The following is a 25,143-nucleotide window of genomic DNA, read 5'->3' as shown; positions in this document are numbered from 1 at the left end:
AGGTTGATATGGGCGCAGTGCTGCCAGTTGTCTTGCTGATACTCGGCGTTGGTGCGGGCATTGGAGCAGGCTTTGCCTTGCGCCCAATTCCGCCTGTTGACGATAGCACAGACGTTGATGTTTCCGAACAGCATTCACAGATGAAAGCCGTCTCTAAAACACCAGAAAGTGAGCTAAGCTATGTGAAGATAAACAATCAATTTGTCGTGCCGGTCATCAAGCAAGATCGAGTTTCAGCATTGGTTGTCCTTTCGCTTAGTCTGGAAACGTTGGCCTCGGAAACGAGTGCAGTGTACGATCGCGAACCCAAGCTGCGGGACGCGTTTTTACAAGTCCTCTTTGACCACGCCTATTTGGGTGGATTTGATGGCGTTTATACAGCGCCACCGGCAATGGATACGCTACGCAGATCACTTCTCTCTAGTGCTAGAAAAATTGCTGGGCCTACTATCTCTGACGTTTTGATTACGGATATTATTCGGCAAGATATCTAAATTTTCCCACGTGCAATCAGTTCTTTCATTGCCTCGAGGCGGCCAAATGATTTCGTTACTATTTTCTTCGCTGTTATGACCTCAGGTTTAAGCTCGAATATCATGCGTGAGATCTTGCGCGCTTCGCTTTGCCGCCACGAAAGATATTTGCTAGCTGCCGTAGAAAATTCGAGACTGTTCAAAGCCCCTGGGTCACGCTTTGGCGGAAGAAGGAGTTCAGCGCGCTTTCCTTCTAGGGCGGCAAGTCTAGTTTTAAGCTCGGTAAATTTCGCCAGATCTTGGTGATAGACGCTGCCTAGAACTTGAACCAGCGCGTTTGCCTTCATGAACTTTGCTTCGAGATGTCATTTACAGATTGCGCAAAACGAATGGCCGCTGCGACGGCACGGTAGTCGTCCGGCCATATCTCACCCCCAACCTCTATGCGCGCAAATAGTGAGCGGGCCGTAGATGGGTCACTGTGGATTGGAATAGATGAGCTGTGAGCGATCTCGCGAATTTTAGCCGCAATTTCATCCACACCTTTAGCGACGCATATCGGAGCGGCTGCTGTGTTGTCATCCCATTTTAGCGCAACTGCGTAGTGTGTGGGGTTTACAATAACGACGGTTGCGTCTGGCACATCGGATAGCATTTGGTTCATCGCAATTTCTAGCCCGCGCTGACGTCTCGCTTGCTTGTGATGAGGGTCACCTTCTGCCTCTTTGCTTTCGTCTTCGACTTCTTTTCTGGTCATGCGGTTTTTGCGTTGATGCTCCGCTAGTTGCCATAAGTAGTCGACACCTCCGACAAGAAGAGTGACAACAAATATTAAAGTCAGAAACGAGAGAATTTGTCCCCCGAGTATGCCGGTCATTTGTGGAGGCTGGAGATCCACGGTTTGCAATATTTCAGGCAGACTCGCTTTTAGGAACCACACCATAGTCAGGCTTACGATGATGAGCTTAGTAGTGGACTTAGCGAACTCAAAAAGACCAGCTGCGCCGAACTTGTTCTTTGCAGATGAGACCGGAGATATTTTGCTCATCTTTGGCTTTATTTTGCTGGGTGCAAATGTGATCGCCTGCTGCACTATCAGGCTGAGAAGAACTGCGATTGCTGGAATGGCGAACAGTGGCAACAACGACCCAATGACGATTGCGCCCAGAAGTCCGGAAATAGAGGTGCCATCCGGGGAGGACGAGTTGCTGACAAAGTTTTCCGGTCTCGCAAGGAAATGGCTTAGTTTTGCTGCGGCATCCAATAGAGATGTCGGCCCCAAGATCGTGAGCGCAAGAATCAACCCGAGAAATGCCGCCGACGCTGAAAGGTCGGTAGACTTTGGAACTTGCCCTTCCTTCCGCGCGTCCAGCAACTTTTTGGGAGTCGGGTCGTGTGTCTTTTCTCCGCTTTCTGGTGCATCTGTCATTCGAACCCTGCCCCGACCGGACTGGTTAGCCGAATAAACGTGCGCCCCCAAACGGTCAGGATGATCGGGCTGGACATCAACAACAGAAGCAATCCGCCAAAGCTGATGGCGGGTGCGCCAACAAAGGCGACCATAAGCTGGGGCATTGCTTTGTTGATTGCGCCCAAGCCCAGATTATAGATCAACGACGCCAAAACGAACGGACCTGCAAGCGTAAACCCCAACCCAAACATTGTACTGATTTTCGTGATGGCCCACTCAGCTGTTGGGCCACTCCCCGGCCAAACGCCAATAGGGAAACTTTCGTACGAGCTGATCAGTAGCTCGACCACACGAATGTGCAGCCCAAGCATGACGGCCAAACATAGACCGGAGACCACAAACAACGTACTAAATGCGGTTTGAGGGTCAGCGCCCAAACCGCCACCAAAGAACTGCGAAAGAGAAGTCGACTGTGCTGCTATGGTACCTGTCACCTGTAGCGCGAAAACCAATAGCCGAAATACAAACCCTACAACTAGACCTGAGGCGACTTCAGGGCCGATTAACGCAAACCATTCGCGTTGTGAATTTACGTGTTCAATGGCTGGCCAAATGATGGGCGTTAGAATCGCCGAAAACGACAGAGTAGCGGCGAGCTTCACCCGCATGGGGACAACTTGTTCGCCGAATGCCGGTAGGAATGCCATTGCAGCACCTACGCGAAATACGACCAGCGAAACTGCCCAGATGTGATCTGGAGTAATGGGGATTGCGGCGAAAACGTCCGACATCACGCCGAGACCATCCCAACGATGGCCGGTCGACTATCTTGTGCAATCTCTTCGTAGGAAAAAATTGGCGTGTTGATACCTCTGTTTGCCAAGAGTAAGCGGATGAATCTACGACGTTGGACCGATGTGACGACACCTGGAAACACGCCATTGTCATTTAGGTGTGAGAGTTTTTGGGTTATCCCCTCCGCCAAGCGGGCGTAGTCTTCTGGAGGTAAAGCGATGTCGGATAGCTTTGCCTCCGGGCTTGAATACTTACTGAATAGCTCCTCCCAATCAGGCGAAAGCTGAACCAATGGAAGAGAGCCGTCGTCTCGCTTGAGTTCGGCGAACAGTTGGGCGCCAAGGCGTTGCCTGGTATGTTCGCACAGCCCGTCAGCCGTGGAGTGGATGGAACGACCTTCAGCAATGCTCTCAAGGATAACGGGTAGATTTCTGATCGAAATTTGCTCTTCCAAGAGAAGTCTAAGCACTTGAAGGAGTGTTTCTAGCGACACTTTTTCGGGTATGAGCTCTGCCAAAATCTTGCGGTTCGCTTCATTGCGTTTCGGGTCTGAAAGATTGGTGAATTCATCCAGTATTCGGCGCAATCCCCTCAAACTTAGCAGCCGGCCGAAGTTGTTTTTGACAACCTCTAGAAGGTGCGTGGCGAGAATTTCCGGCGGTGTCACGACGGTACAGCCTGCTAAAGCGGCGTCTTCCTTATATTTGCGACTCATCCATTTTGCGGGTGCTCCGTAAACCGGTTCTTTGACGGTTTCGCCTTCGATCGCGTTCGGAGATTCCGGGGGCAACAGAGCAAGCACCGAGTCCGGAAGCAGTTTGTCTTCGGCCTTCACAACCCCGTGGATTCGTATCCGGTACACACCTGACTCCAGAGAAGCATCATCTGTCAGCCTAATCTCTGGAAGAACCAGACCAAAGTTGCTTGCAACGTGGCTGCGCATGTTTGCAATTCGCGTCTCGAGCCCGGTGGTTGGATCAAGCGCCATCATAACTAGGTCAGGGGAAAACTCGACATGGATCTCGTCCAAGTCGAGGATGTCTCCCATGGATTTTTCCGGCACGCGCTCGATCGAAATGGGGGCAACGACGTCCGGTGTAAGGTCAATTTTTCGCTTGAAATAATAGGCCGACGTAAGCAATGCCGTGGCACCGATCACGAACGGAACAAAGGGTAAACCGGGGACCAAGGCAAAAAAGACCATAAGTACACCGACAGTGGCAATAGCCGAAGGGTGCCGCCCAATTTGTTCCACCATGGCAATATCAGTGGCGCCACTAGTGCCACCTCGCGCTAACAGCAAGGCAGTGGCAATCGAAATGATAACCGCAGGGATTTGAGTTACCAACCCATCCCCAACGGTTAGGATGGCGTAGGTTTCGAAAGCTAATCCCATCGGCATTCCATGAGCCGCCACGCCGATGATAAGGCCCATCACCAGATTGAGCATCGTAATCAATAAGCCCGCAACGGCGTCTCCTTTTACAAACTTGGAAGCGCCGTCAAGGGACCCGAAGAAGGTAGTTTCTGCCTGTTCGCGCTCTCGCCTCGACTTGGCTTCTGTGTGGTCGATGGCCCCAGCAGACATATCGCTGTCAATCGCCAGTTGCTTGCCCGGCATTCCGTCCAATGCAAAGCGCGCACCGACCTCAGCCATGCGGGTTGCCCCTTTGGTGATAACTATGAAGTTCACGATCAGCAGGACAGAAAATACTACCAAGCCAAGATAAACGCTCCCGCCCATTACAAAGTTAGCGAACCCCTCTATCACATTTCCAGCCGCACCTGTTCCGGTGTGTCCTTCTCCAATTATCAGTTTTGTCGACGAAACATTTAATGACAAACGAAGCATTAAAGACGCCAACAGAATTGTTGGGAACGCCGAAAAATCTAGTGGCCGTTCCAGGAATAGGGTTGTTGTGAACATCAGTATGGCCAGTCCGAACGAGGCCGCGAGGCCAAGGTCCAGTACCCATGCTGGCATCGGCAAAATCATCATTACAATAATTGCCATTAGCGCCACGGCTAGAATGACAGTTGGCTGAAAAAGCATCTTCATTGGGAAACCAAACTGATCCTGGTAGGTATTGGAAGTATCTCGCATGGCAGCTTAATTTCACATGCGATAACGGACGGTTAACCGAAGCAGGATTACTGGACGCCTGAACTACCTGAGTTGCCGAGTATTCGTGATATTTGCCTTCGTGTGTCTCGGCTCGCATCCAGAATGGTCTTGGCTGCGCCCAGAGTTGGAGGAGGGGGGCTGAAAGACTGCGATAGGCTGATGTCTCTGCCCAAGACCTGTTGTCTGTTCTCAGGCTTGATCGCGCCCTTCTCCGGGGGGCGTCCGGAAAACGCGGTCGCGAGCTCGTCCAATCCTACCGATTGCAACTTTTTACCTATGGTCAAAATTGTATTCTTGGGTAGATGTTTCGCGCCCAGATCATGACCTAACCTTAGCGCAAATTTTGCAAGGTCTGTGTCGCTACCGCTGTCAAGCAGGCGCCGGGCTGCGAATGAAACGATTGTTGATGTATCAACGCGCGTTTCGGGGTCGAGAGCTGTATCCAAAGCCTCCGAGTAGTCGCCCCGAAGGACGGCGTCTTGTGCTAGAACGGTTTCCAGCTCGATTGAAACTGGATCGCCAAGTTGTTGAATCGCGAATGACCTAGCGACGTCTCGTGATGTCTCACTGATGGGCGCACCTTGTTTGATTTTCATTTTTAGTAGCGCGACGAGGGCCGCAGGTGTCTGACTATTACTTTTTGCGATCAGATCGTTCAGTTCCGGTTCGGACAGGTTTGCCAAATCTGCGGGTTCTAGGGGTGGTGTTTGACGCGTGTCGTGATGGCTTGAAATTGAGTTTCGTACGACACTGGCAGCGATTTCTTTGCCGTCCTGGTTCAAACGGGCCATGAGTTTGGGGCCTAGTATTGACTTAAGGTGTTGGGGGAGGCGGCTGAAACTTTCGGTGATTGTTTTGGCCTGAGCTTCGGTGATGGCTTCCGGATCGCTACTTAGCAATGCACCCCAGATCGCATGTGTTCCGGAGCACCCATTGGTTGGAAGCTCGATGGCCGGTTTTTGCATATCCGCATCATCTAGAAGCTTGGCTATTGGTTTCAAAAACTGGGCCTCGTAACCAGCTTGTTCCAGCGTACCTATTGTCGCTAATGCCTCGGCTCCCATTGCAAAGTGGACGTAGAGCCGTGCAAGGCGTAGGGCTTCAGTGTTGTCCAAAGCATCGAATTCACCCATCAAAGAATTGCGGATGTCTCCAAGCTGTTCGGTGAACGGGGATGCGGAGCCCCAGTTTTCGATATCGCCTAAATTCTGGGGCGGGCAGGCCAGTTCTTCGGGCAGAGTGTATTGGTCACGTCGTGCAGCGCGTTCTGAGGCGGATGTGGTTCGAAACCTAGCTACCGGTACTATTGGATCGTGAGTTCTGGGTTTTTCTGAAGACTCTGGCCCGAGTATTTCGATTGTTTTAGCAACGTCCAACAACTGCTGGGTCGCAGCCCGCCCAACACCTTCTGAAAGATTCTTCCTAAATGCAGCCACGGCAGCCAGGTTTTGACTGTTGCGAACGAACCCCTCAGGTTCAGGCCAATAATGAGTGGGAGGGGTGATTTGATCTGGGACATCAACCGGCAGGCGCTCATCCAGGACATCGATCACTAGGCCAATCTGATCAACCGCTTGAATTTCAACTGGGCAATCGCAGCCAAGAGTGACCTTCAAACTTGTTTTGGTCGCTTCCAGTTTGGCAATCCGATCCGGGGGAATCATTTTGAAAACCTGCGAGGTGTCGAAGCCAAGTGACCACCCAGAAATAGTTATGGTTACCAAATCTGCGGCGCGGCTTTGCGACCATGTCTGCGCGGTGCCTGTGTACAAGACCAGCCGAGAGAAGCGTTCGTGCTCTCCCGACTTTATCAACGCAGGTTTTGCCCAAACTGAACCGGCGACGAGGAGTGCGGATATTAGAAAAACTACCCTCAAGCCGCGTCTTTCCGCGCGCCCTTCAGGGCCTCTTCTAACTCGGAATAGGTTGGGCGAAGAAAGCTTGGTGTATTCTGTCGCCCGACTTCTATGCACATGTTGACTGAATGTTGGTGAAGGTTGGCGACCAGTATTTCACGGATAAGGGATTGGAAGTGACTCTCGTCCTCGATGACAGTTTTAATTTTCGCAGCAAATGGACCAACGAAGCCATACGCTAGGAAAACCCCTAAAAACGTTCCTACCAATGCGCCGCCAATGAGTTTGCCCAAGATTTCAGGAGGTTGATCAATTGAACTCATGGTTTTTATGACCCCCAAAACGGCGGCGACGATACCCAACGCCGGCAACCCGTCTGCGATAGTTTGCATGGCGTGACTTGAATGCATGGCGTGGTGCGCATTGCCCTCTATTCGCTTTTCGAGAACTTCTTCGACTTGGTGTGGATCGTCGTAGTTCATCCCTGCTGATCGCAAAGTGTCGCAAATCAAGTTCACCGACTCCTCATCAGCTAATATTTTTGGATAGCTTCCGAAGATTGACGACTCTTCTGGTGCTTCAATATGCGGCTCTAGCTCTACCGGGCTGCGACGCGCAACACGTAGAAGTTCTGAAAGTAGACACAGAAGGTCTTGGTAATCCTGCTTTACCCATTTCGGTCCTTTGAAGACCTTCCCGATGTCCTTGACCGTATGTTTGACGCCAGAGAAGTCGTTGCTAATCAGGAATGCGCCGACTGCCGCGCCGATGATCATGGTGGCCTCAAATGGCAAAGATTTGAGAATGATTCCCATCTTCCCGCCGGCGGCAAGATAGCCGCCAAAAACCATCACGAAGACCACCACTATGCCAACTATTCCCACCATTTCCAGATGCTCCATTAATCGCGCAATAAGCGCAGGTTACTGCTTCGGGGCGTTGGCGTTTCTGCCGGCTAGAACCACACTCACGGTGTAGGCCTTTTCGGATGTCAGGCCTGAGAGAATTCCAGCTGCTGCCGACGGCGACATCTGCGCAAGGAATCCGGCTGCAAAGTCGGGGCTCATTTGTTCAAAAAGAAGGGCCGCGTCTTTTGGCTTCATCGACTCGTACACGGAGGTCAGCTTGTTGACATCTTTCGACGAAGCCCCGTCGACGCGCTGAATGGTTTGGGACAGACGGGTTTCGGCTTCCTCAACTCTACTGAGATTTTCCAGAATAGTGGCTTCAGCGTTGGCGAGTTCGATCTGTCGTTTCTCTTGCTCGGCTTCTAAGGCAGAGATCTGCTCAGACCGTGCTTTGAGGAGCTCCATCAACTCGTGGGTTTCGGCATCGGTTACGCATTCTGAGACTGCCTCGACGTTTCCTAGTTTTGGATCGACATCCGTTGTGCTTGATGCGACCGCGATCCCAATGGAGCCAAGTCTAAGGCTGCCTGACAGAAGTAGCATGGCGACGACGAACGCCAGTATTCCCCGCGGGGAACGCCCCTTTTGTGTAGCTTTCATCAAGACGCCCTCCGAGACGCATTTCGGACGAAGAGGTTTACATCCGGCCGTTCGGCATTTGCTTCTTCAAGGAGCCGGGCATCAGCATCGAGTTCCGTTTCGGGCAAGTCCTGAAGTGCAGCAATCATCAACTCTAACCGTTCAGCGACATTTGCTGCGACCTCAGTTTTGTTCTCCAGTTCAGATGCCGAATTGTTGGTGGCGTCTTGGGCCGACGAAAGAACTTTGGTCATCTCGTCAACCTGCCGTGACAGGATAGCAATGGCGGACCCCAAGTCCTGATCCAAGCCTTTAAGTTTGGAGAGTTTCCGGGACAGCACAAAGCAATAGACTGCGGCGGCGATCGCGCCGAAGCCAAGGAGAATATCAGATATAAAATTCAATTTTTGTCCTCACGAGAATACAAATTCAGTGATTAAGAGATCGCGAACGTGACCGGAGCCTGTCACAATTTGCACCCTGCGCAGCATTTGTGCCCGGAGCTTGATAAGGGACGCCGGGTTTTCAAGTTCGGCAAGATCAACAGCCCGTAGATACCCGTTCAGAACATCCAAGATACGCGGCATCAGGAGAGAGACGTCTTCGGTTCGCTCTGGGTCGACTTCCAGCTCGGCGCGGAAGCGAAGTTGGCGTGACCCTGCGCGCCCCACGGTAACGACGATTGGAGAAATCGGGACGAAGCTGATTGCTGGAAGCGGTTCAGTTTCCTCGTGTGTAGCTTTCGTCTCTTGAATAGCGCCTGGCGCAAATACTAGTCCGGAGTAGATCGCAAAGAACGCACCACCGCCGCCGGCTAAGGCCAGTATTAGCCCAATCACCAGCCCCATTTTGCTTGTTTTCTTAGACTCTTCTTGGGGTTCAATAGTGGTATCGTCGGCCATTTGATTCTCACAGATTTTTTTCAGCTATACAGCTCAACCGACTAACTGATTGTTAAGGCTCATCACTTTAAGTGGTGTTCAGCGGGTTAGAACGACTCGTGATTGTGAGAGGTTCAGACGTGCAGCAATTCCAGGATATTTGGAACGCCTTGGATGCGAAGAAACGCGTGATAGTTGTCGGGTCGGCGGTTCTCGTCATGTTGGGGGTTTTGTTCCTGACCCGGATGGCTGCGACACCAAATATGGGCCTTCTCTATAGTGGTCTGGCTCCTAACGCGGCGGGTGAAATTATCGCGCAACTAGAAGCGGAAGGTGTTCCGTTCGAGGTTAGGGGGGGCGCGATTTACGTTGACGAAATGCGCCGCGATCAGTTGCGGTTAACGCTTGCCGGGGAAGGCTTGCCTGCCAATAGTGGCGACGGCTACGAACTGCTTGATGAGTTAAGCGGATTCGGTACTACGTCGCAGATGTTCGACGCTGCATACTTGCGCGCCAAAGAGGGCGAGCTTGCTCGGACGATTGTCGCCAATCCACAAGTGAGCGCGGCGAGAGTTCATATCGCGCAGTCCACCCAAAGCCCGTTTCGTCGTTCCGCCGAGTCGACTGCCTCTGTGTCTATCCGCGGTGATGGTAGCCAAATACCGAATCCCGCCGCAGAGGCCATTCGCTTCCTTGTTGCATCTGCTGTGGCCGGACTTCGACCGGAGGATGTATCGATCATCAACGCAGACCTTGGAGTCGTGATGGCCCAATCAGGCAAAGAAACGCCTGCGCGCACTGCATTAGCGCATGGCGAGCGCCTGAAGCAAAACGTCGAGAGATTGATCTTAGCGCGAACTGGTATGGGTGGGGCGGTCGTCGAGGTGAATGTCGATACGCTGACAGATGCCGAAACAATCGTTGAGCGGAAAGTAGATCCTGAAAGCCGCGTGGCAATCAGCACGAACACACAAGAAACATCAAGTTCCTCACGCAATCAGGGCGGCGGTGATGTAACGGTCGCCAGCAATCTACCTGAAGGGAACGGTCAGGGCGGTAGCGAGCAATCTGGTCAGAACTCGGACACCAGAGAAATCGTTAACTACGAGATTTCCGAAACGACACGAGAGATCCGACGGGTCGCAGGTTCAATCAAACGGGTAACCGTCGCGGTACTCGTGGATGGATCGAGGCGTGTGGATGACGCTGGCCTAGAGGTTTGGGAGCCTCGGGGTGAAGATGAGCTTCGCGCGCTGGAGGCTTTGGTCAAGTCCGCGATTGGGTATGATGAAGCGCGCGGGGATTCTGTGACTCTGCGCTCAATGGATTTGTCGCCAGATCCGTCTCTGATCGAGACTCCGGAGAATGGATGGGTGACGTCTCGTCCGTTGAATGTCATGGCACTGACGCAAATTGGCGTCGCAGCCTTTGTTGCATTGGCTCTTGGCCTATTTGTTATTCGCCCCATTGTGCTGGCTGCAAAAACTGCTGAACGCCCGCTAAATGACATGCCTCCAACCGATCTCATTTCGGGTCCTCAAGCTCTTCCGGCTTTGACGAATGCGCCAGGCGGCGAGCCGATGTCGCGAACCCGGGTAAATGCAGGTTCGCAAGACCTAACCCAGCTTACGCCTCAAAGCTTGAGCGCACCTGCGCCCAGTGAGGATCCCGTGGAACGCCTGAAGGCTCTCATTGATGAACGGCAGGACGAGACTGTCGAGGTTTTGAAAAGCTGGATTGAGGCACCGGAAATGACCGCACAATGACGCATTCGCAATTTTTTGAGGACTTTTCTTTAGCTGATGCGCGCCCGCCCTCATCAAAACAAGTGGCTGGTACAGACGCGAGCGCACTTCGCGCCTCATTTGATGAAGGCTACAAATGCGGTTGGCAGGATGCGGCTGCCGCAACTGAAGATCAAGATCGCGAAGTCAGAGAGTCGCTGTCTTCGGCCCTTCAAGCGCTGAACCTCACGTATTTTGAGGCAAGGCAGCACACCATGCAATCGGTACGTCCGGTGTTGGAAGCGATGGTCGAAGCTGTCTTACCACAGCTATTGGCAAAGAGCTTGGGAGGGCGGGTCGTCGAAGTGCTTGATGAAGTCGCGGAAAGCAGAGAGCCCTCGGTTACGATAGCATGTGCGCCTGAGAGCGTTGAGATGCTTCGGGAACTGGTTGCGAACACCATAAAATTTCCAGTGACTGTAGAACCCGAAACGACTTTGACGACGTCACAGGCGATCTTGCACCTCGATGACGGGCAGGCGCGCATTGATCTGGATGAAACGCTCCAATCTTTGCGCGACAGCATAAACGCGTTCTTTGAAACACCCGAATTGATGGAGGCCAAGCATGCCTGACCCGACAAACCTGAAAGAAGATTTGCTGCAGGGTGTGAGTGTTGATCTGCGCGTTTGCGTTGGGTCTGCGTCCCCTACGATCAAGGATCTAATGGAGCTTGGACCAGACTCGGTGTTGCCGCTGAATACTCAAATTGACGATCCGGTGGAGCTTTATGTCGGCGAAAAACTTATTGCCACTGGATTTCTGGAAACGCCTGCGGATTCTGAAGATGGCAGCCTTTCGGTACGCCTTACTGCGGTTGGCGATCCTACGACTGGATTGAAATGATAAATCCGTTCTTACGTTGTTTTTTGGCGGTTTTGGTCCTGTCAGCCGGATCACTTTGGGCGATACCCGCGGACGCCCAAGACCTGTCAATTTCTCTTGGGGATGATGCATCCTTGAGCGCGCGGGCGATGCAGCTAATTGCGTTGATGACCGTTCTAAGCCTCGCCCCGGGCATTGCGATAATGATCACTTGCTTCCCGTTTGTCGTGACCGTTCTATCCATTCTGCGACAGGCGATTGGCTTGCAATCTGCGCCGCCCAATATGTTGATCGTAAGCCTTGCGCTTTTCTTGACGTATTTTGTAATGGACCCTGTTTTTACAGCTAGCTGGGAAACAGGGCTCAAACCGCTGAACGATGGTCTGCTGACGATAGAAGAGGCCATACCCAAAGCGCTGGAGCCGTTTCGCGGATTTATGTCTGCTCGGTTGGATATGGACACATTCTTAACCCTGGCAGAGCTTCGACCAGCGCAGGCCGGGGGCGGTTCCCCAAGCGATGCATCATTGTCGCTTTTGATCCCGTCTTTCATGTTGAGCGAGATCGAGCGCGCATTTCAAATTGGCTTTTTGGTTTTCCTGCCTTTTTTGATTATCGATCTAGTGGTGTCTGCGGTGCTCATGTCGATGGGGATGATGATGGTGCCGCCCGCTATCGTGTCATTACCGTTCAAACTTGCCTTTTTTGTCGTTGCTGACGGCTGGAGCCTGATCTCTAGCGCCCTTGTAAGGAGTTATATGTAGATGCCCCACCCAGCCCAGCCATTGCCTTCAACACCTCAGCAAAACGGGGCGTCACCGACGTTCGCCCAGATCAAGAAAGCCCGAATGCTTGTTTCAATGCTGGGGGCGGACTTTGCCAAAACATCCGCGCACCCGTTTTTTAAAGACCTTGCCAGAACTGCAGTTCGACCGTTGGGGCAGAACTCTACGCCCCCTGATATGAGCAGGGCGCTGGCGAATCTGGTTCGCCGGCTGGCTGAACCGCAACAGACCGCCGCAACTGGGATGACACGTAAGGCAGCTGAAAGATCAGCGCTACCACAAGTCGACCCACCGCAGGAAAAAGCGGCAGATATATTGGCACAGCATCCAGCTTTGATTGCAAAGCACCTGATCGACTTGCCGACTGCATCGCAACTTGAAGCATTGCGCAGGTTGCGGGGTCAAACCGCGCGGCAGGTAGCTGCCTATGTAGCGGAACTCAAGAAGTAGGTGCCGTTTTCTCCGTGGCATAGCAGCAGCAAGCTGTGTCAGAAGTAGGGTATGCTGGAACGTGTCGATACAGAAATTCTAATTGTTGGTGGTGGCCCGGCGGGCTTGTCAGTTGCGTCAACACTACCAGACCACGTTTCAGCCATTCTGGTGCACCAAGATCGCGAAATCGGTAAGCCGGTTCGTACGTCTGGCGGCTGCTGGATGCGGGACGTTGACGCGCTGGGACTTCCACCTGAGTTTGCTCATCCGGTAAACCATGCGGATATCTATTCGGACAACGAACATCTGACGGTCGATATGTCGTCAGATCCCGTGGCTGTTTTGAATGTCACTGATCTCTACCGATGGTTGTCGGTGCAATCCAACGCGGACATCCGCTGTGCGACCAAATATCTGGGAACGTGTCGGAAAGGCGGGCAGTTCGTTTCCCGGCTGCGCAAAAACGGGGAAGAGTATGAAGTGGTTTCACGCATCATTGTGGATGCTTCCGGTTGGCACTGCGCCGTGTTGCAAGACTTGGGTTTGTGGGCGCCGCCCGACAGGCGCGGCATCGGGATCGAATATGAATTCGCAGCCCCATTTCATGATCCAAACCGTGCGGCACTTTTCTTTGGTTCTGCTACGCCGACAGGCTATGGCTGGGCTTTCCCAACAACTTCCGGGAATTTACGGCTCGGCGTGGGGGTGATCGAGCCGGATTCTGACCAATCACCCAAAACCCTTATGCAAGGGCTTCTTGAGGGTGGCGCGTTGGAAAAGATGGAGCTCCCTAAGCCCGAAAACTTCCATGTGAATGCAGGAATTTTACCGTCCATTCCTTTCACATCTAACCTAGTTTTCGACGGTGTTGTGCGTGTTGGCGACAGCGCAAATATGGCAACTCCAACATTGGGTGAGGGTATCCGAATCTGCATCGAACAGGGACGGAATTTAGGTGCTGCCTTGGGGGACGGGTCACCGGATGCGCTAAGGCGTTGGGAGCGAATGGTCCGTCGTAAGCTGGCCTTGCAATACCGTATTGGGTTCGAAGCGAACCGCCGCGCCGCTGCCTACACCCCCCAAGATTGGGACCGATCCGTCGCGCGAATGCGTACTCTGTCGCCAGAGGAATTGCTGCGCTTCTTCAGAAATGATTTCTCCGCTCGCATGATATTGCACCGTGGTGCGCAATCGATAACTCGTAAGATTAGCAGAGCGTTACGCGGACGTTAACCGATGTGCTTTTCGCCTCGTTTGGTCGCCAGCTTAATTTGCTTTTGGCGTTCACGAAATCGCTCGCGATCGTCAGCGGATGTTTCCTGCAGGCAATGATGGCAGCTAACCCCAAGCTCGTATTCGTCGCGGCGCAGGTCTTCTGGCTGCAGGGGGCGGCGACATGCGTAGCATAGCTTAAGATCGCCTTCTTTTAGCGCATGACCCACGGAAACTCGGCCATCGAAGACGAAGCATTCGCCGTTCCAAGTGCTCTCGGCTTCGGGCACTTCCTCTAGATACTTTAGAATGCCGCCTTGCAGGTGATAGACGTCTTCAACGCCTTGCCCGAGGAGGTAATTGGTTGATTTCTCGCAGCGGATACCGCCAGTGCAAAACATGGCGACGCGCTTGTTGTGGAAACGGTCTTTGTTGGCCTCCCACCAAGCAGGAAACTCGCCGAAGCTTTTGGTTTTCGGGTCGATGGCACCTTCGAATGTGCCGATTGCCACTTCGTAGTCGTTGCGGGTGTCGATTACAGCAACGTCGCCTGCTTGTATCAGATCATTCCAATCGGCGGGTTTCACATAGTGTCCGGTGCGCGCCAGCGGGTCGACGTCGGGTTGGCCCATCGTCACAATCTCGCGCTTCAGGCGAACTTTCATACGGTTGAACGGCATCTCGGAGGCGACGGATTCCTTATGCTCCAAGTCAGCGCAGCCGGGCAGAGCGCGTAGATGAGCAAGCAAGGCATCAATGCCCGCACGATTGCCCGCCACAGTTCCATTGATCCCCTCTTTGGCGACCAGCAAGGTGCCGCGTATGCCCTCGCGTTCGCACAGGGTGACCAAGGCGGGACGCAGGTTGTCTGGGTCGGGGAAACGGGTGAAATGGTAGAGTGCTGCAACTGTAAACATGGTGACGCTTTACGACCGTGCAAAAGCAGGATCAAGTGCGGGCTGTTGACGCAAGGCGGGCATGCGCCTAGCAAGTTTAGGCGAAATCCTGAAAGGATGAGATATGCGCGCAGCCGATGAGGCCCTAATTGTCATCGACCTACAGAATGATTTCTGTCCGGGCGGGGCGCTTGCTGTGGCAGGAGGCGACGAAATTGTCGGAGCGATCAATGGCTTGATGAGTCAGTTCCAGATTGTTGTCTTAACCCAAGATTGGCACCCTGCGGGGCACTCGTCTTTTGCGTCTTCTCATGACGGGCTAGAACCGTTTTCTGTGACCGACATGTCCTATGGCCCACAAGTGTTGTGGCCGGATCATTGTTTGCAGGGAAGCCATGGCGCTGAATTTCATCAAGACCTGCATGCCGATTCTGCGCAGATGATCGTGCGGAAGGGGTTCAATCCCGCCGTCGATAGCTATTCGGCCTTCTTTGAGAATGACCATGTCACGCCAACGGGGCTTGAAGGTTATCTACGCACGCGTGGGGTCAAAAAACTGACTATGGTGGGCTTGGCGTTGGATTTCTGCGTGAACTTTTCGGCAGTGGATGGCGCGAAGCTGGGCTTTGACGTGAGTGTTGACCAAAGCCTGTGCCGCGCAATTGATCTGGACGGATCGCTAGAGGCTGCCCTTCTTGGAATGACTGATGCTGGAGTGCAGCTCAATGGTTGATATTGCGTCGCGGGTTTATAACCACAAGTGGAAGATCGACCCGATTGTGCGGTCCCTGATCGACACCGATTTCTACAAACTTCTGATGTGCCAGTCGGTGTTTCGCAACAATCGCGATACCAATGTCACGTTCTCCCTGATCAACCGTAGCAAGGATATCCGGCTGGCAGATTTGGTGGATGAGGGCGAGTTGCGTGAGCAATTGGATCACATCCGGTCACTGTCGCTATCGCGTGGCGAAAGCACGTTCCTTCGTGGTAATACCTTCTATGGCAAACGCCAGATGTTCCGCCCGGACTTTATGGAGTGGTTCGAAAATGTCTCCATGCCAGCCTACCATTTGGAAAAACGTGACGGCCAGTACGAGTTGACCTTCGAGGGCAAATGGCCCGAGGTCATGCTTTGGGAAATTCCCGCGCTGGCCATTTTGATGGAGCTGCGGTCACGGGCTGTGTTGAAAGACATGGGCCGCTTCGAGCTTCAGGTTCTCTATGCCCGCGCCATGACGCGGCTTTGGGAAAAGGTCGAGAAGCTGCAAGGTGTAGACGATCTGCGTGTCGCAGATTTCGGCACGCGCCGCCGTCACAGCTTCATGTGGCAGGATTGGTGTGTGCAGGCGATGCAGGAGGGGCTTGGCAACAAGTTCGTCGGCACTTCGAATTGCTTGATCGCCATGCGCCGCGAAGTTGAAGCGATCGGGACCAATGCGCACGAGTTGCCCATGGTCTACTCGGCGCTTGCTGAGAGCGATGAGGCCCTGCGACAAGCCCCCTACGACGTTCTGGCTGACTGGCAAGAAGAGCACGAGGGAAACTTGCGAATTATTTTGCCAGACACCTACGGCACTGACGGTTTCCTTGCCGAGGCACCCGACTGGCTGGCAGGCTGGACTGGCATGCGCATCGACAGTGGTGATCCTGCCGAGGGCGCGGAACGCGCGATCAATTGGTGGAAGTCACGCGGGGAAGATCCGACGCAAAAGCTTGTGATTTTCTCGGACGGGCTGGACGTTGACAAAATTATCGAACTTCAGACGCAGTTCCGCGGGCGGGTTCGCGTCTCGTTCGGGTGGGGCACATTGCTCACCAATGACTTCCGGGGGCTTGTTCCCGATAACGGTCTCGTGCCGTTCTCGTTGGTGTGCAAGGCGGTGTCCGCCAATGGTCGCCCGACCGTTAAGCTGTCCGACAACCCGCGCAAGGCCATGGGGCCAGCATCCGAGATCGAGCGCTACAAGCGGGTGTTCGGCGTCGGCGATCAGGAAGACATCGAAGTCGTGGTTTGAAGGTAATGCCGGGCGCAACGTAATGCACGCTCGGCGTATCTCCGTTGGCTCGGATCATCGGCGCTCGCTCTGGAGATCGTCCAACCGCACGATGCCATGCTGCGCAGCATGATAAACAACGGCAAAGCTTCAGCTAGCGAGGGTTGTGGACCGCAGAGGCTTTCATAGCCCTCTATAGTGGCGTCTGACAACGCGTCGAGATAGGGCAATTCAGCATGTTGAATAAGGGCCGTCCCGAAGTCATACCCTCGGTAGCCATACCCCCCGTCGTCAAAATCGATGAGCCAAAGTCCATCTTCATTTTCGAGTATGTTTTCTTGCAGTAGGTCAGCATGAATTAGATTGATCGTCGGGTTAAGAGCCGCGAGATGCCGAGCAGCATTGTCGCGAGCTTCGAGTAGCAACACCGCTTCGTTTGGCTCTAGCGACGGATTTTCCCAGAACCGGCCCCAATGGGGGGTGTCTCCGAGCAAGGCCTCACAATCCCATGCGGGGCGTTGAATATCCGACGTGTCGATTGCTTCGGTTGCCTTATGCTGCTGTGCGATAAGTCGGCCAACGCGATGGTAGAGGGCGCAATGCTCCTGAACGCTGCCAGCAAAGGCCACTCCGTTTTCGCCTATTGGCGTTGCATCAAGCCACGCTACGCAGGAAGCGATCTGGCCATCAGGTAACTCGACGGTCAGTTGGCTGTCTTTGGTCGGTATCGGAGCCGGGCAAGTAAAGCCTACGCTGCGCAGGCGGTCGGTCCAGATAAGTTCGCCTTCGATCGAGGCCTTGGGCTGATAGCCCATCCTGTGCAGGCGCAACGCGGCGTGCCCGCCGTGAATTAGCCTGACCTCAAACACGGCGTTTTCGCGGTTCTTGATTAGGCGTGGGGGCGTTTCCAAACCACCCCAGACTTCGGCGGCGAGGATTGCTTTTGCGGTGGCTTGTTCAGGTGTCACATGGCACCTCGCGAAGTGTTTCTTCCAACAGGTCCATCGCTAGGTCGGCGTGCTCGATCCCGAAGGGCATCGGTGGGCGCATTTTCAACGTGTTCATGTCGCGCCCGATGCGGTTCATCAAGACGCCACCCTCGCGCATACGCTCCACCACTTGTGCTGCGAAATCCGTCGCGGGTGTTCCATCGTCCAAGACAAACTCTATGCCGAAGAAAAGTCCCAAGCCTCGGGCTTCTGCTTTTAGTGGGTGCTCGATACGCTTGAGTCTCTGGAGCGCGTAGGCCCCTACCACCCGCGCGTTTTCCTGTAGCCCATCAGCTTCGATCACATCCATTGTCGCCATCGCCGCGGCGCAGCTGACAGGGTTGCCGCCAAACGTGTTGAAGTAACCAAAAGCGGTACGGAAGGTTGCCATGATGTCCGGGCGCGCCACGACCGCTGCAGCCGGATGGCCATTCGCCATGGGCTTACCGACGGTCACGACGTCCGGTGAAAAGCCCAGCCAGTCGTGACCCCAGAAATTAACTCCGATCCTGCCGAAACCAGGTTGGACTTCGTCGCACAGAAGCAATCCCCCAGCACGGCGCACAACTTCGACAGTCGGATCGAGAAATCCTGGTGCGATAGCGGGTATACCTTCATTGGCGAAACTCGGGCACAGCATAAAGCCGGAAAAGCCACATCCCTCGGCTTCCAATTCCTCAATCGCGCGCTGGACGTTTTCGGCGAATGCTTGCGATTGCCCCTCGAGCGTGCCACCGACAGGTCGGACGCTATCAGGTGCCGGAACCAGACGAACATGGCGAGGATAGCCCCCGATTGGCGGGCGACGAGTAGATAGCTGCGATGTCGCAAGCGTGTTGCCGTGATAGGTGTTGTCGGTTGCAATGATCCCAGTTTTTCCGGTCATGGCCTGTGCCATGCGGAGGGCGATATCGTTGGCCTCCGAACCCGTGCAAACCATGATCAATTGGCTCAGGTCGTGGGACAGGGTAGCCGTCAATCGCTCGGTGTAATCCAGTATGCCTTCGTGCAGATACCGCGTGTGGGTGTTTAGTGTCATGGCCTGACGGGTGATCGCTTCCACCACGTGGGGGTGGCAATGCCCGACATGCGGGACGTTATTGTAGCAATCGAGATACTTCTTCCCATCCGCGTCCCAAAGCCACACGCCTTCGCCGCGTACCAAATGGACTGGTTCGTCATAGAAAATCGGAACATTCGGGCCAAGCAGGCGCTCTCGGCGTGCCAGTAGATCAGTCGTCATCATTGACCTTCCCGCGCAGTGATTTGACTTCTCCGCGCTGTTTCTTGGCCGCTATTCTGCGGCGTTGCGACCCAAGAGTGGGGCGGGTCTTGATCCTTCGCTTTGGGGTTTCCAGTGCTTTCAGAATCAGCTCGCGCAAGCGAACTTCTGCGATTTCGCGATTGCGGGCTTGAGAACGCGTCTCTTGCACGAAGATGATCAACGCACCCTCGGTCGTCCAGCGCCGTCCGGCGAGCCGTTTCAACCGTGCCTTCACCGGCGCAGTCAGGTTCGGGGATCGCTCGGCTTCAAAGCGCAATTCAACTGCGGTGGCGACCTTGTTGACGTTCTGCCCGCCCGGCCCTTGGGCGCGGGTGAAGCTTTCGGTCAACTCCCAGTCTTCAATGATAATGGTGTCGTTCACGCGGATCATGAGGCATTGATACCCCATGATCCGCGTATTGAATACGCCGGATTAAGGCTTGCCTTTACCGCGCTTTGGTGTGGCGCCAGCGCCCTTGTTTACGCGCGGTTTCACTTTGCCACCCGGAGGCGTGAAGCGTTTGGACGTATCATTCGCGCTTGCAGCAGGGCGTTTGCCTGCGGGTTTGCCGCCATCCGCTTTGTTGAACGGTTTTTTGCCGCTGGGCTTTTTGTCGAAACGAGGCTTGTCACCTTCAGATTTACGGAATGGTTTGTCACCATCTGTCTTGTTGAAAGGTTTCTTGCCGCCGGGTTTCTTGTCGAAGGCAGGCTTATCGCCTTTCTTTTCATACGGTTTCTTATCGCCGGCAGGGCGCGATTTGTGGCCCGTTACTGCACCCTCGGGACGCGCGTCACTGATGCTTTTGCCCGATTTAGGCTGCTCGGTTGCAGCGGGGCGGGGCGGGGTGTCGTAGTTGTCGCGATGTGGCTTCTTATCGTATGGTTTTTTCTCGTAAGGTTTTTTGTCATACGATTTCTTCTCGTACGGCTTCTTGCCGCCCTCCGGACGTGGCATTGAGGTAAAGTCGGGTGCCTTATCAAGACGGGTTACTATCGCGCCGTCTTCCAACTTCATGCCGTCACCGAGAGCCTTCAAGAAACCTTCTTCGCTGGTCTTCAAGATTTCAACAAAGCTTGCGTTCTGCTGGATGCGGATTGCGCCAATGTCGTCTTTAGTCAGATCGCCCGCGCGGCACATGGCCGGTAGCAACCACCGAGGCTCGGCATTGTCCTTGCGCCCGACCGAGATCGAGAACCAAACGCTTGCGCCAAAGGCTGGACGGGCTTTCGGAGCGTCGGAGCCTGATGGAGCCAGATCTTCTGGTGCAGATTGGCGCTCGCGGAACAGGCGGGTGTAGGCGGTTGCGATTTGCTCAGGGGAAAAACGCTCGACCAGCTTTGCGACCAGACCGGCCTCACTATCTGTAGCCGTATCGACCCAAACCGGATCGTTGAACAGGCGTTCTTCATCCCGCGCGTTTACGTCATCGGCAGATGGGGCTTCACCCCATTCGGCCTTTACCTTCGCGCCCTGCAAAAGGCGCTCGGCTTTGCGGCGCATTTTAGCAGGCACGATCATCGCGCTGACGCCTTTGCGACCAGCACGGCCCGTCCGGCCAGACCGGTGCAACAGGGTCTCGTGGTTGTTTGGCAGTTCGGCGTGGATGACCAACTCAAGATTGGGCAGGTCGATCCCGCGTGCCGCGACGTCGGTGGCCACGCAAACGCGCGCACGGCCATCACGCATGGATTGCAATGCGTGGGTGCGTTCGTTCTGGCTCAACTCGCCGGACAAAGCGACGACCGAGAAGCCGCGGTTTGAGAAGCGGGTCGTCAGGCGGTTCACCATGGCGCGGGTGTTGCAGAACACGATCGCGGTAGGTGCTTCGTAATAGCGCAGTACGTTGATCAGGCTGTTCTCTGCGTCGCGCGGGGCTACGGCCATCGCACGGTATTCAATGTCAGAGTGTTGGCTGTTCTCGGCTTTTGTCGAAACGCGGATCGCATCTTTCTGGTAGCTCTTCGCCAGTTTGGCGATGGACGCCGGAACCGTTGCCGAGAACATCAAGGTGCGGCGGCTTTCCGGCGCTTCGGACAGGATGAACTCCAGATCTTCGCGGAATCCGAGGTCCAGCATTTCATCGGCTTCGTCAAGAACGACAGCACGCGCTTCGCTCAGATCTATCGAGCTGCGTTGGATGTGGTCGCGCAAGCGGCCCGGTGTCGCGACGACGATATGCGCGCCACGGTCCAGTGCACGGCGCTCGTCGCGCATGTCCATGCCGCCGACACAGGACGCCACGACAGCACCAGCCTTGGCATATAGCCACGACAGCTCGCGTTTGACCTGCAACGCCAGCTCGCGGGTTGGGGCAATCACGAGGGCAAGTGGTGCTGCGGCGCGGCCGAATTTCAGCTCGTCACCGAGCAAGGTGGGTGCAATGGCAAGGCCAAATGCCACTGTCTTGCCAGAACCTGTTTGCGCCGAGACCAGAAGGTCCGCGTTGCCGTATTCGTCGTCGGTTACTGCTGTTTGAACTGGAGTCAGGTCGGTGTAGCCGCGCTCGGTCAGCGCGTCTTGAATGGATTGTATCACGGGTCACGTCTTTCTGATCAGGGCAAAAAGGAAAAAGCAGCCACCCCTATTTGGCCACAAACGCGGCCCGTGCCCTGAGCGCGCACCGCAAGTGGGCGGCAATACGCTGGTTGGGCGTTGTTGTATAGGGGGTGCGTTCAAAGGGCACAGCGAATAGGGTTCTCGACAGCAACAGGAGACATTTGAAATGATCGAAAGAATTGAAACAGGTGTGCGGTCGAGCAAGGTCGTGAAGCACAACGGCGTGGCTTATATCACCGGTCAGGTTGGTGAAGGGAATGGCATCAAGGAGCAGACCGAAGAATGCCTGCGCCGCGTAGATGCCATGCTGACATTGGCGGGATCCTCACGCGAAAAAATGCTGCGGGCCACGGTTTGGCTGGCGCATATGTCTGATTTTGCAGGGCTCAACGAGGTTTGGAATGCGTGGGTGCCTGAAGGCCACGCCCCTGCGCGTGCTTGTGGCGAGGCGCGGTTGGCGCGGCCGGAACTGCTGGTCGAAATTATCGTCGACGCCGCCTACGACTGATTTGAAAAGCAAAGGGCGCCCACAGCACGGGCGCCCTTTGACGAGATCTGATGGAGGTGGGTCAGGTTGATCCGTGACCGATACCTCGGTGTGGGTTAGGGGGCTGCCCCTAGACACGCACCTCCGTACCTTGCCTGACACCTTGCTCCAATATCACTCTAGACATGGACACCTCCTTTCAATGGTTGCTGTTCAATGGAAAGGTGCCACATCTTGTGGATAACTCAAGAGTTTTCTACGCAGTTTTGTGTGAAAGTTTTGCAACGACCAGGCGAAACGGGACCAAAGCGATCAAAGCGATGGCCAGTTTCACGCCCCAATCGGCGATTGCCAGGGACACCCAAAGCGGTAATACAGTGCCCTGGCCCAAGAGCGGAACACCCTCCCAAGCCCATGAAATTGCTGCATCATTTCCCGCGCCAAATAGCGTAACCGAGGCCGAAAACGCGATGGTGAAGAACAGCGCGGTGTCCACAACAGAGCCGATGAGGGTCGAGGCGAGCGGGGCTTTCCACCAAACGCCCTGTCGCAGGCGGTCGAAGATGGACACGTCCAGAAGTTGTGCGGTCAGGAACGCGATGGCGGACGCGACGGCGATGCGCAGCGGGACGGCGGGTCCGTATTCCAGCATGACTTGCGAGCCGATGAGGGAGCAGGCGATGCCTACGAAAAAGCCAGTAAAAACAACGCGCCGCGCGGCTTGCGGGCCGTAGAGGCGGTTCATCACATCGGTCACTAGAAAGGCGATGGGGTAGGTGAAGGCGCCCCATGTCAGCCAGTTGCCGAACAGGAACTGGACGAGGATGTTGGACGCCACGACGGTGAGTGCCATGGCAAGGATGCCGGGGAGAAGACGTGTCATAATGTAATTCCGTTTTGACAAGGTAGCGGAGACTTGTGGTTCAGGAGGCGCGTTTAGGGGAACGGCGGAATGGGGGCAAGGGTTAACATGGTGAACGGTGGATTTCGAGCGGTGGCGACGCGACCCGTTGAGACCTGCGTTAACCAAGGCTGCACAGGGGTTTTGTGCTGTCTGCAAAGCGTCGGCGATGCGTCGGCTTTCTGTCGGGCATTGAACGGGGCTATGTCGGGCAAGGCGTCAAAAGGTTAACGCGCCTCGGGTGATGCTCGCCGTGGCCCTTAGCCGGCCCGCAAGCCGGTCTCGACCAGCATCCCGCGGCGCTTGGCTTCGTAATAGTAGCCGCGCGAATACCATTTTACCGCCTCGTCATAGTTACCATCGGACAGCAGCCACGCGCCGCGCAGGTATTTGACCGAGTATTTCAGGTTGGTCTCCGCATCCAGCAGGCTTTGAGGCGAGCCGCGATGCCCCATCGAGCGGGCCGTGGCGGGCAGGATCTGCATCAGGCCGTAATAGGGACCGTTGCGCGCCTCGGGGCGATGGGTGCTTTCGCGGATGATCTGGCGATGCACAAGCGCGCGCGGCACCTCGTAGAGGTCGGCGTATTTGTTGATGAGCACGCGCAGCTCCGGTGTCTCGTTCGGGTGGAGCGGAATCGCCTGCCGCTGCTCCGCACTCTCTTTCGGGGCGGAACTTGAACAGGCGGGCAGGGCCAGCAGCATGAGGATGAGAAATGCACGTATCATGAAAATTGGGATAGCTGCGCCTCGCATGTCTGCCAAGCGCGGCGTTCAGCCATAAGCGGGATTTTGCTGGATGGGGTCAAGGTGAGTGTTGCTTCAAGGGACGGACGGGATTTTGGAAGGTGAGGCAATGCGCCTGTGCAGTGTGTATGTCCGCTTTGAGCCCATTCTGTGAGTTCGGTTTTCCTGCTGAGTGCACTCCCAGCGTGGAAAATGCTGCGTCAGCGCAAAATACGGTGCTGCCGCGTAGCGGGAAAACCAGCCATTCGTGCAGAGTGCAGCAAGGTTCAGAAGTCGAATTCACAGACTGCGGGACATAGCGCCATTTCGCTGCCCTGCGCCAATGGCTGCTTCAAGAAAGTGAGCTGGTCAAAAATGGTCCTTTCTGCCGGTGGCACAAACCCAGGGTCAAAACTGCCGCTTAGCGAGCAGCGTGTGGCAAAAAAGGTAGAGTTACGCCGTCTCGGTAACGGCAAGCCAGGTAATGCGTTTTATGTGAACGTCCTTAAATTTGTATTGGCGCCAAGATTGGTGGTGCCTCAAAGGTCGGCTCTGCGGACAGCTACCGTTTCCGACATACTGGCGTTGGATCGAACAATCGAATATCTTTGAACTCTAATGGTTTTGCAGATTGGGCAAAAAAGATGGACGACTGTGAATTCCGCTATGCTTCGCCATCGGATGCAAAACGCTGCTTTGATGTAGAGACGTTAGCTTACGATGAGGATGAAGCCGCAACGCTAGAAAAGATCTCAAAGCGGATCGCTGAGTATCCTCAAGGGTTTTTGATCCTCGAAGTAGGCAAAGAAATTGTTGGCTTTATAAACAGCGGGTGCGCCTGTGAGGTTGAAATGTCTGATGAAGACTTCAAGGAACTCATCGGACATGACCCCGCTGCCCCCAATGTCGTGATCATGTCAGTGGTGGTTGATCCAGCATATCAGGGTCGCGGTTTGTCCACTAAATTAATGTCAGAGTTCGTTCGGCGCATGACGGAATCCAAAAAAGAATCAATTCATCTCATGTGCAAAGAGCACCACGTTTCCCTTTATGAGAAGTTTGGCTATCGCTACACTCAGCCATCTACATCGGCCCACGGCGGGGTCCAGTGGCATGAAATGATGATGAAACTACCAAAAACCTAAAACGGTAAGTCTGGGCTCTCTGCGGTCATCCGACGATTTAAGTCAGGTTTGAAAGGTGATGACCCGATCCCCAATGTCGGCAGAGCGTTTTTAGCAACGCTCGAAATTGGACT

The 25,143-nt window shown here is 54.6% G+C and carries 27 protein-coding genes; 11 read left to right on the top strand and 16 right to left on the bottom strand.

All coding sequences use genetic code 11. The features are described 5' to 3' along the window. The first annotated feature begins 8 nt into the window (after nt 1–8). The gene (locus BCF46_RS14655; protein WP_121025824.1) at nt 9–494 is read left to right on the top strand and encodes a flagellar basal body-associated FliL family protein; all 486 of its coding nucleotides are present in this window, start codon (nt 9–11) and stop codon (nt 492–494) included. Here BCF46_RS14655 and BCF46_RS14650 read toward each other — a convergent pair. The 9 genes from BCF46_RS14650 to BCF46_RS14610 are packed head-to-tail and all read right to left on the bottom strand — an operon-like array spanning nt 491 to nt 9,049. Beyond that, entirely contained in the window at nt 491–820 is a 330-nt protein-coding gene (locus BCF46_RS14650; protein WP_121025821.1) for a hypothetical protein, read from the bottom strand. The two genes, BCF46_RS14655 and BCF46_RS14650, sit on opposite strands and share 4 nt — an antisense overlap. After that, complete coding sequence (locus tag BCF46_RS14645; protein ID WP_121025818.1) at nt 817–1,902, bottom strand: EscU/YscU/HrcU family type III secretion system export apparatus switch protein; 1,086 nt, start codon at nt 1,900–1,902, stop codon at nt 817–819. The genes BCF46_RS14650 and BCF46_RS14645 overlap by 4 nt, the downstream gene beginning before the upstream one ends. Continuing rightward, nucleotides 1,899–2,675, bottom strand: coding sequence for a flagellar biosynthetic protein FliR (locus tag BCF46_RS14640; RefSeq protein ID WP_121025815.1), 777 nt, complete (start codon nt 2,673–2,675; stop codon nt 1,899–1,901). Before BCF46_RS14640 ends, BCF46_RS14645 begins: the two co-directional genes overlap by 4 nt. Next, nucleotides 2,675–4,783 (bottom strand): flagellar biosynthesis protein FlhA, encoded by a 2,109-nt coding sequence (gene flhA, locus BCF46_RS14635; protein WP_245990162.1) that lies wholly within the window; start codon nt 4,781–4,783, stop codon nt 2,675–2,677. The genes BCF46_RS14640 and flhA overlap by 1 nt, the downstream gene beginning before the upstream one ends. Before the next feature lie 47 nt (nt 4,784–4,830). Beyond that, entirely contained in the window at nt 4,831–6,681 is a 1,851-nt protein-coding gene (locus tag BCF46_RS14630) for a hypothetical protein (protein ID WP_121025812.1), read from the bottom strand. Next, entirely contained in the window at nt 6,678–7,547 is an 870-nt protein-coding gene (gene motA, locus BCF46_RS14625; protein WP_121026581.1) for a flagellar motor stator protein MotA, read from the bottom strand. The genes BCF46_RS14630 and motA overlap by 4 nt, the downstream gene beginning before the upstream one ends. A 36-nt stretch (nt 7,548–7,583) precedes the next feature. After that, entirely contained in the window at nt 7,584–8,168 is a 585-nt protein-coding gene (locus tag BCF46_RS14620; RefSeq protein ID WP_121025809.1) for a MotE family protein, read from the bottom strand. After that, the gene (locus BCF46_RS14615) at nt 8,168–8,551 is read right to left on the bottom strand and encodes a hypothetical protein (RefSeq protein WP_121025806.1); all 384 of its coding nucleotides are present in this window, start codon (nt 8,549–8,551) and stop codon (nt 8,168–8,170) included. The genes BCF46_RS14620 and BCF46_RS14615 overlap by 1 nt, the downstream gene beginning before the upstream one ends. A 9-nt stretch (nt 8,552–8,560) precedes the next feature. Then, nucleotides 8,561–9,049: a flagellar basal body-associated FliL family protein gene (locus tag BCF46_RS14610; protein WP_121025803.1), complete on the bottom strand. Its 489-nt coding sequence runs from the start codon at nt 9,047–9,049 to the stop codon at nt 8,561–8,563. Between the two features lie 104 nt (nt 9,050–9,153). Here BCF46_RS14610 and fliF point away from each other — a divergent pair, with 104 nt between their 5' ends. The 6 genes from fliF (at nt 9,154) to BCF46_RS14580 (ending at nt 14,087) form a co-directional block, all read left to right on the top strand. Beyond that, the gene (gene fliF / locus BCF46_RS14605; RefSeq protein ID WP_245990160.1) at nt 9,154–10,794 is read left to right on the top strand and encodes a flagellar basal-body MS-ring/collar protein FliF; all 1,641 of its coding nucleotides are present in this window, start codon (nt 9,154–9,156) and stop codon (nt 10,792–10,794) included. A 62-nt stretch (nt 10,795–10,856) separates the two neighbouring features. After that, a complete protein-coding gene (locus tag BCF46_RS14600) occupies nt 10,857–11,387 on the top strand; it encodes a FliH/SctL family protein (RefSeq protein ID WP_170157946.1) in 531 nt (176 codons plus the stop codon). Further along, complete coding sequence (locus tag BCF46_RS14595) at nt 11,380–11,658, top strand: FliM/FliN family flagellar motor switch protein (protein ID WP_121025795.1); 279 nt, start codon at nt 11,380–11,382, stop codon at nt 11,656–11,658. The genes BCF46_RS14600 and BCF46_RS14595 overlap by 8 nt, the downstream gene beginning before the upstream one ends. Further along, on the top strand, nt 11,655–12,401 hold the full coding sequence (gene fliP, locus BCF46_RS14590; protein ID WP_121025792.1) for a flagellar type III secretion system pore protein FliP: 747 nt from the start codon (nt 11,655–11,657) through the stop codon (nt 12,399–12,401). The genes BCF46_RS14595 and fliP overlap by 4 nt, the downstream gene beginning before the upstream one ends. Further along, on the top strand, nt 12,402–12,872 hold the full coding sequence (locus BCF46_RS14585; protein WP_147436002.1) for a hypothetical protein: 471 nt from the start codon (nt 12,402–12,404) through the stop codon (nt 12,870–12,872). Nucleotides 12,873–12,923: 51 nt separating this feature from the next. Beyond that, nucleotides 12,924–14,087 carry an NAD(P)/FAD-dependent oxidoreductase gene (locus tag BCF46_RS14580; protein WP_121025786.1) on the top strand — a complete coding sequence of 388 codons (1,164 nt, stop codon included), beginning with the start codon at nt 12,924–12,926 and terminating at the stop codon, nt 14,085–14,087. Here the strand turns inward: BCF46_RS14580 and trhO are convergent. Continuing rightward, nucleotides 14,084–14,983, bottom strand: coding sequence for an oxygen-dependent tRNA uridine(34) hydroxylase TrhO (trhO, locus tag BCF46_RS14575; RefSeq protein WP_121025783.1), 900 nt, complete (start codon nt 14,981–14,983; stop codon nt 14,084–14,086). The genes BCF46_RS14580 and trhO overlap by 4 nt on opposite strands. Nucleotides 14,984–15,086: 103 nt before the next feature. On the opposite strand from trhO, the gene pncA reads away from it, so the two are divergent. Both pncA and pncB read left to right on the top strand, forming a co-directional pair. Next, nucleotides 15,087–15,695, top strand: a complete 609-nt coding sequence (gene pncA, locus BCF46_RS14570) for a bifunctional nicotinamidase/pyrazinamidase (protein ID WP_121025780.1) — start codon at nt 15,087–15,089, stop codon at nt 15,693–15,695. Next, a complete protein-coding gene (pncB, locus tag BCF46_RS14565) occupies nt 15,688–16,980 on the top strand; it encodes a nicotinate phosphoribosyltransferase (protein WP_121025777.1) in 1,293 nt (430 codons plus the stop codon). Before pncA ends, pncB begins: the two co-directional genes overlap by 8 nt. Here the strand turns inward: pncB and BCF46_RS14560 are convergent. The 4 genes from BCF46_RS14560 to BCF46_RS14545 are packed head-to-tail and all read right to left on the bottom strand — an operon-like array spanning nt 16,953 to nt 21,751. Beyond that, nucleotides 16,953–17,927: a phosphotransferase enzyme family protein gene (locus BCF46_RS14560; protein WP_121025774.1), complete on the bottom strand. Its 975-nt coding sequence runs from the start codon at nt 17,925–17,927 to the stop codon at nt 16,953–16,955. The two genes, pncB and BCF46_RS14560, sit on opposite strands and share 28 nt — an antisense overlap. Continuing rightward, nucleotides 17,917–19,191 (bottom strand): aspartate aminotransferase family protein, encoded by a 1,275-nt coding sequence (locus BCF46_RS14555; RefSeq protein ID WP_121026578.1) that lies wholly within the window; start codon nt 19,189–19,191, stop codon nt 17,917–17,919. Before BCF46_RS14555 ends, BCF46_RS14560 begins: the two co-directional genes overlap by 11 nt. Next, entirely contained in the window at nt 19,181–19,603 is a 423-nt protein-coding gene (arfB, locus tag BCF46_RS14550; RefSeq protein ID WP_121025771.1) for an alternative ribosome rescue aminoacyl-tRNA hydrolase ArfB, read from the bottom strand. The genes BCF46_RS14555 and arfB overlap by 11 nt, the downstream gene beginning before the upstream one ends. 42 nt (nt 19,604–19,645) lie before the next feature. After that, on the bottom strand, nt 19,646–21,751 hold the full coding sequence (locus tag BCF46_RS14545; RefSeq protein ID WP_121025768.1) for a DEAD/DEAH box helicase: 2,106 nt from the start codon (nt 21,749–21,751) through the stop codon (nt 19,646–19,648). Between the two features lie 187 nt (nt 21,752–21,938). Between BCF46_RS14545 and BCF46_RS14540 the strand changes: the two genes are divergently transcribed. Further along, a complete protein-coding gene (locus BCF46_RS14540; RefSeq protein ID WP_121025765.1) occupies nt 21,939–22,280 on the top strand; it encodes a RidA family protein in 342 nt (113 codons plus the stop codon). A 235-nt stretch (nt 22,281–22,515) separates the two neighbouring features. On the opposite strand, the gene BCF46_RS14535 is transcribed toward BCF46_RS14540, so the two are convergent. After that, entirely contained in the window at nt 22,516–23,142 is a 627-nt protein-coding gene (locus BCF46_RS14535) for a queuosine precursor transporter (RefSeq protein WP_121025762.1), read from the bottom strand. A 278-nt stretch (nt 23,143–23,420) separates the two neighbouring features. Next, complete coding sequence (locus tag BCF46_RS14530) at nt 23,421–23,888, bottom strand: lytic transglycosylase domain-containing protein (RefSeq protein ID WP_121026575.1); 468 nt, start codon at nt 23,886–23,888, stop codon at nt 23,421–23,423. Nucleotides 23,889–24,529: 641 nt separating this feature from the next. Between BCF46_RS14530 and BCF46_RS14525 the strand changes: the two genes are divergently transcribed. Further along, a complete protein-coding gene (locus tag BCF46_RS14525; RefSeq protein WP_121025759.1) occupies nt 24,530–25,030 on the top strand; it encodes a GNAT family N-acetyltransferase in 501 nt (166 codons plus the stop codon). Nucleotides 25,031–25,143 lie beyond the last annotated feature (113 nt).

The organism is Litoreibacter meonggei (assembly GCF_003663885.1).
Taxonomy (GTDB): Bacteria; Pseudomonadota; Alphaproteobacteria; order Rhodobacterales; family Rhodobacteraceae; genus Litoreibacter; species Litoreibacter meonggei.
Note: the sequence above shows the minus strand (reverse complement) of the source record. Positions and strands in the feature narration are given on the sequence as shown.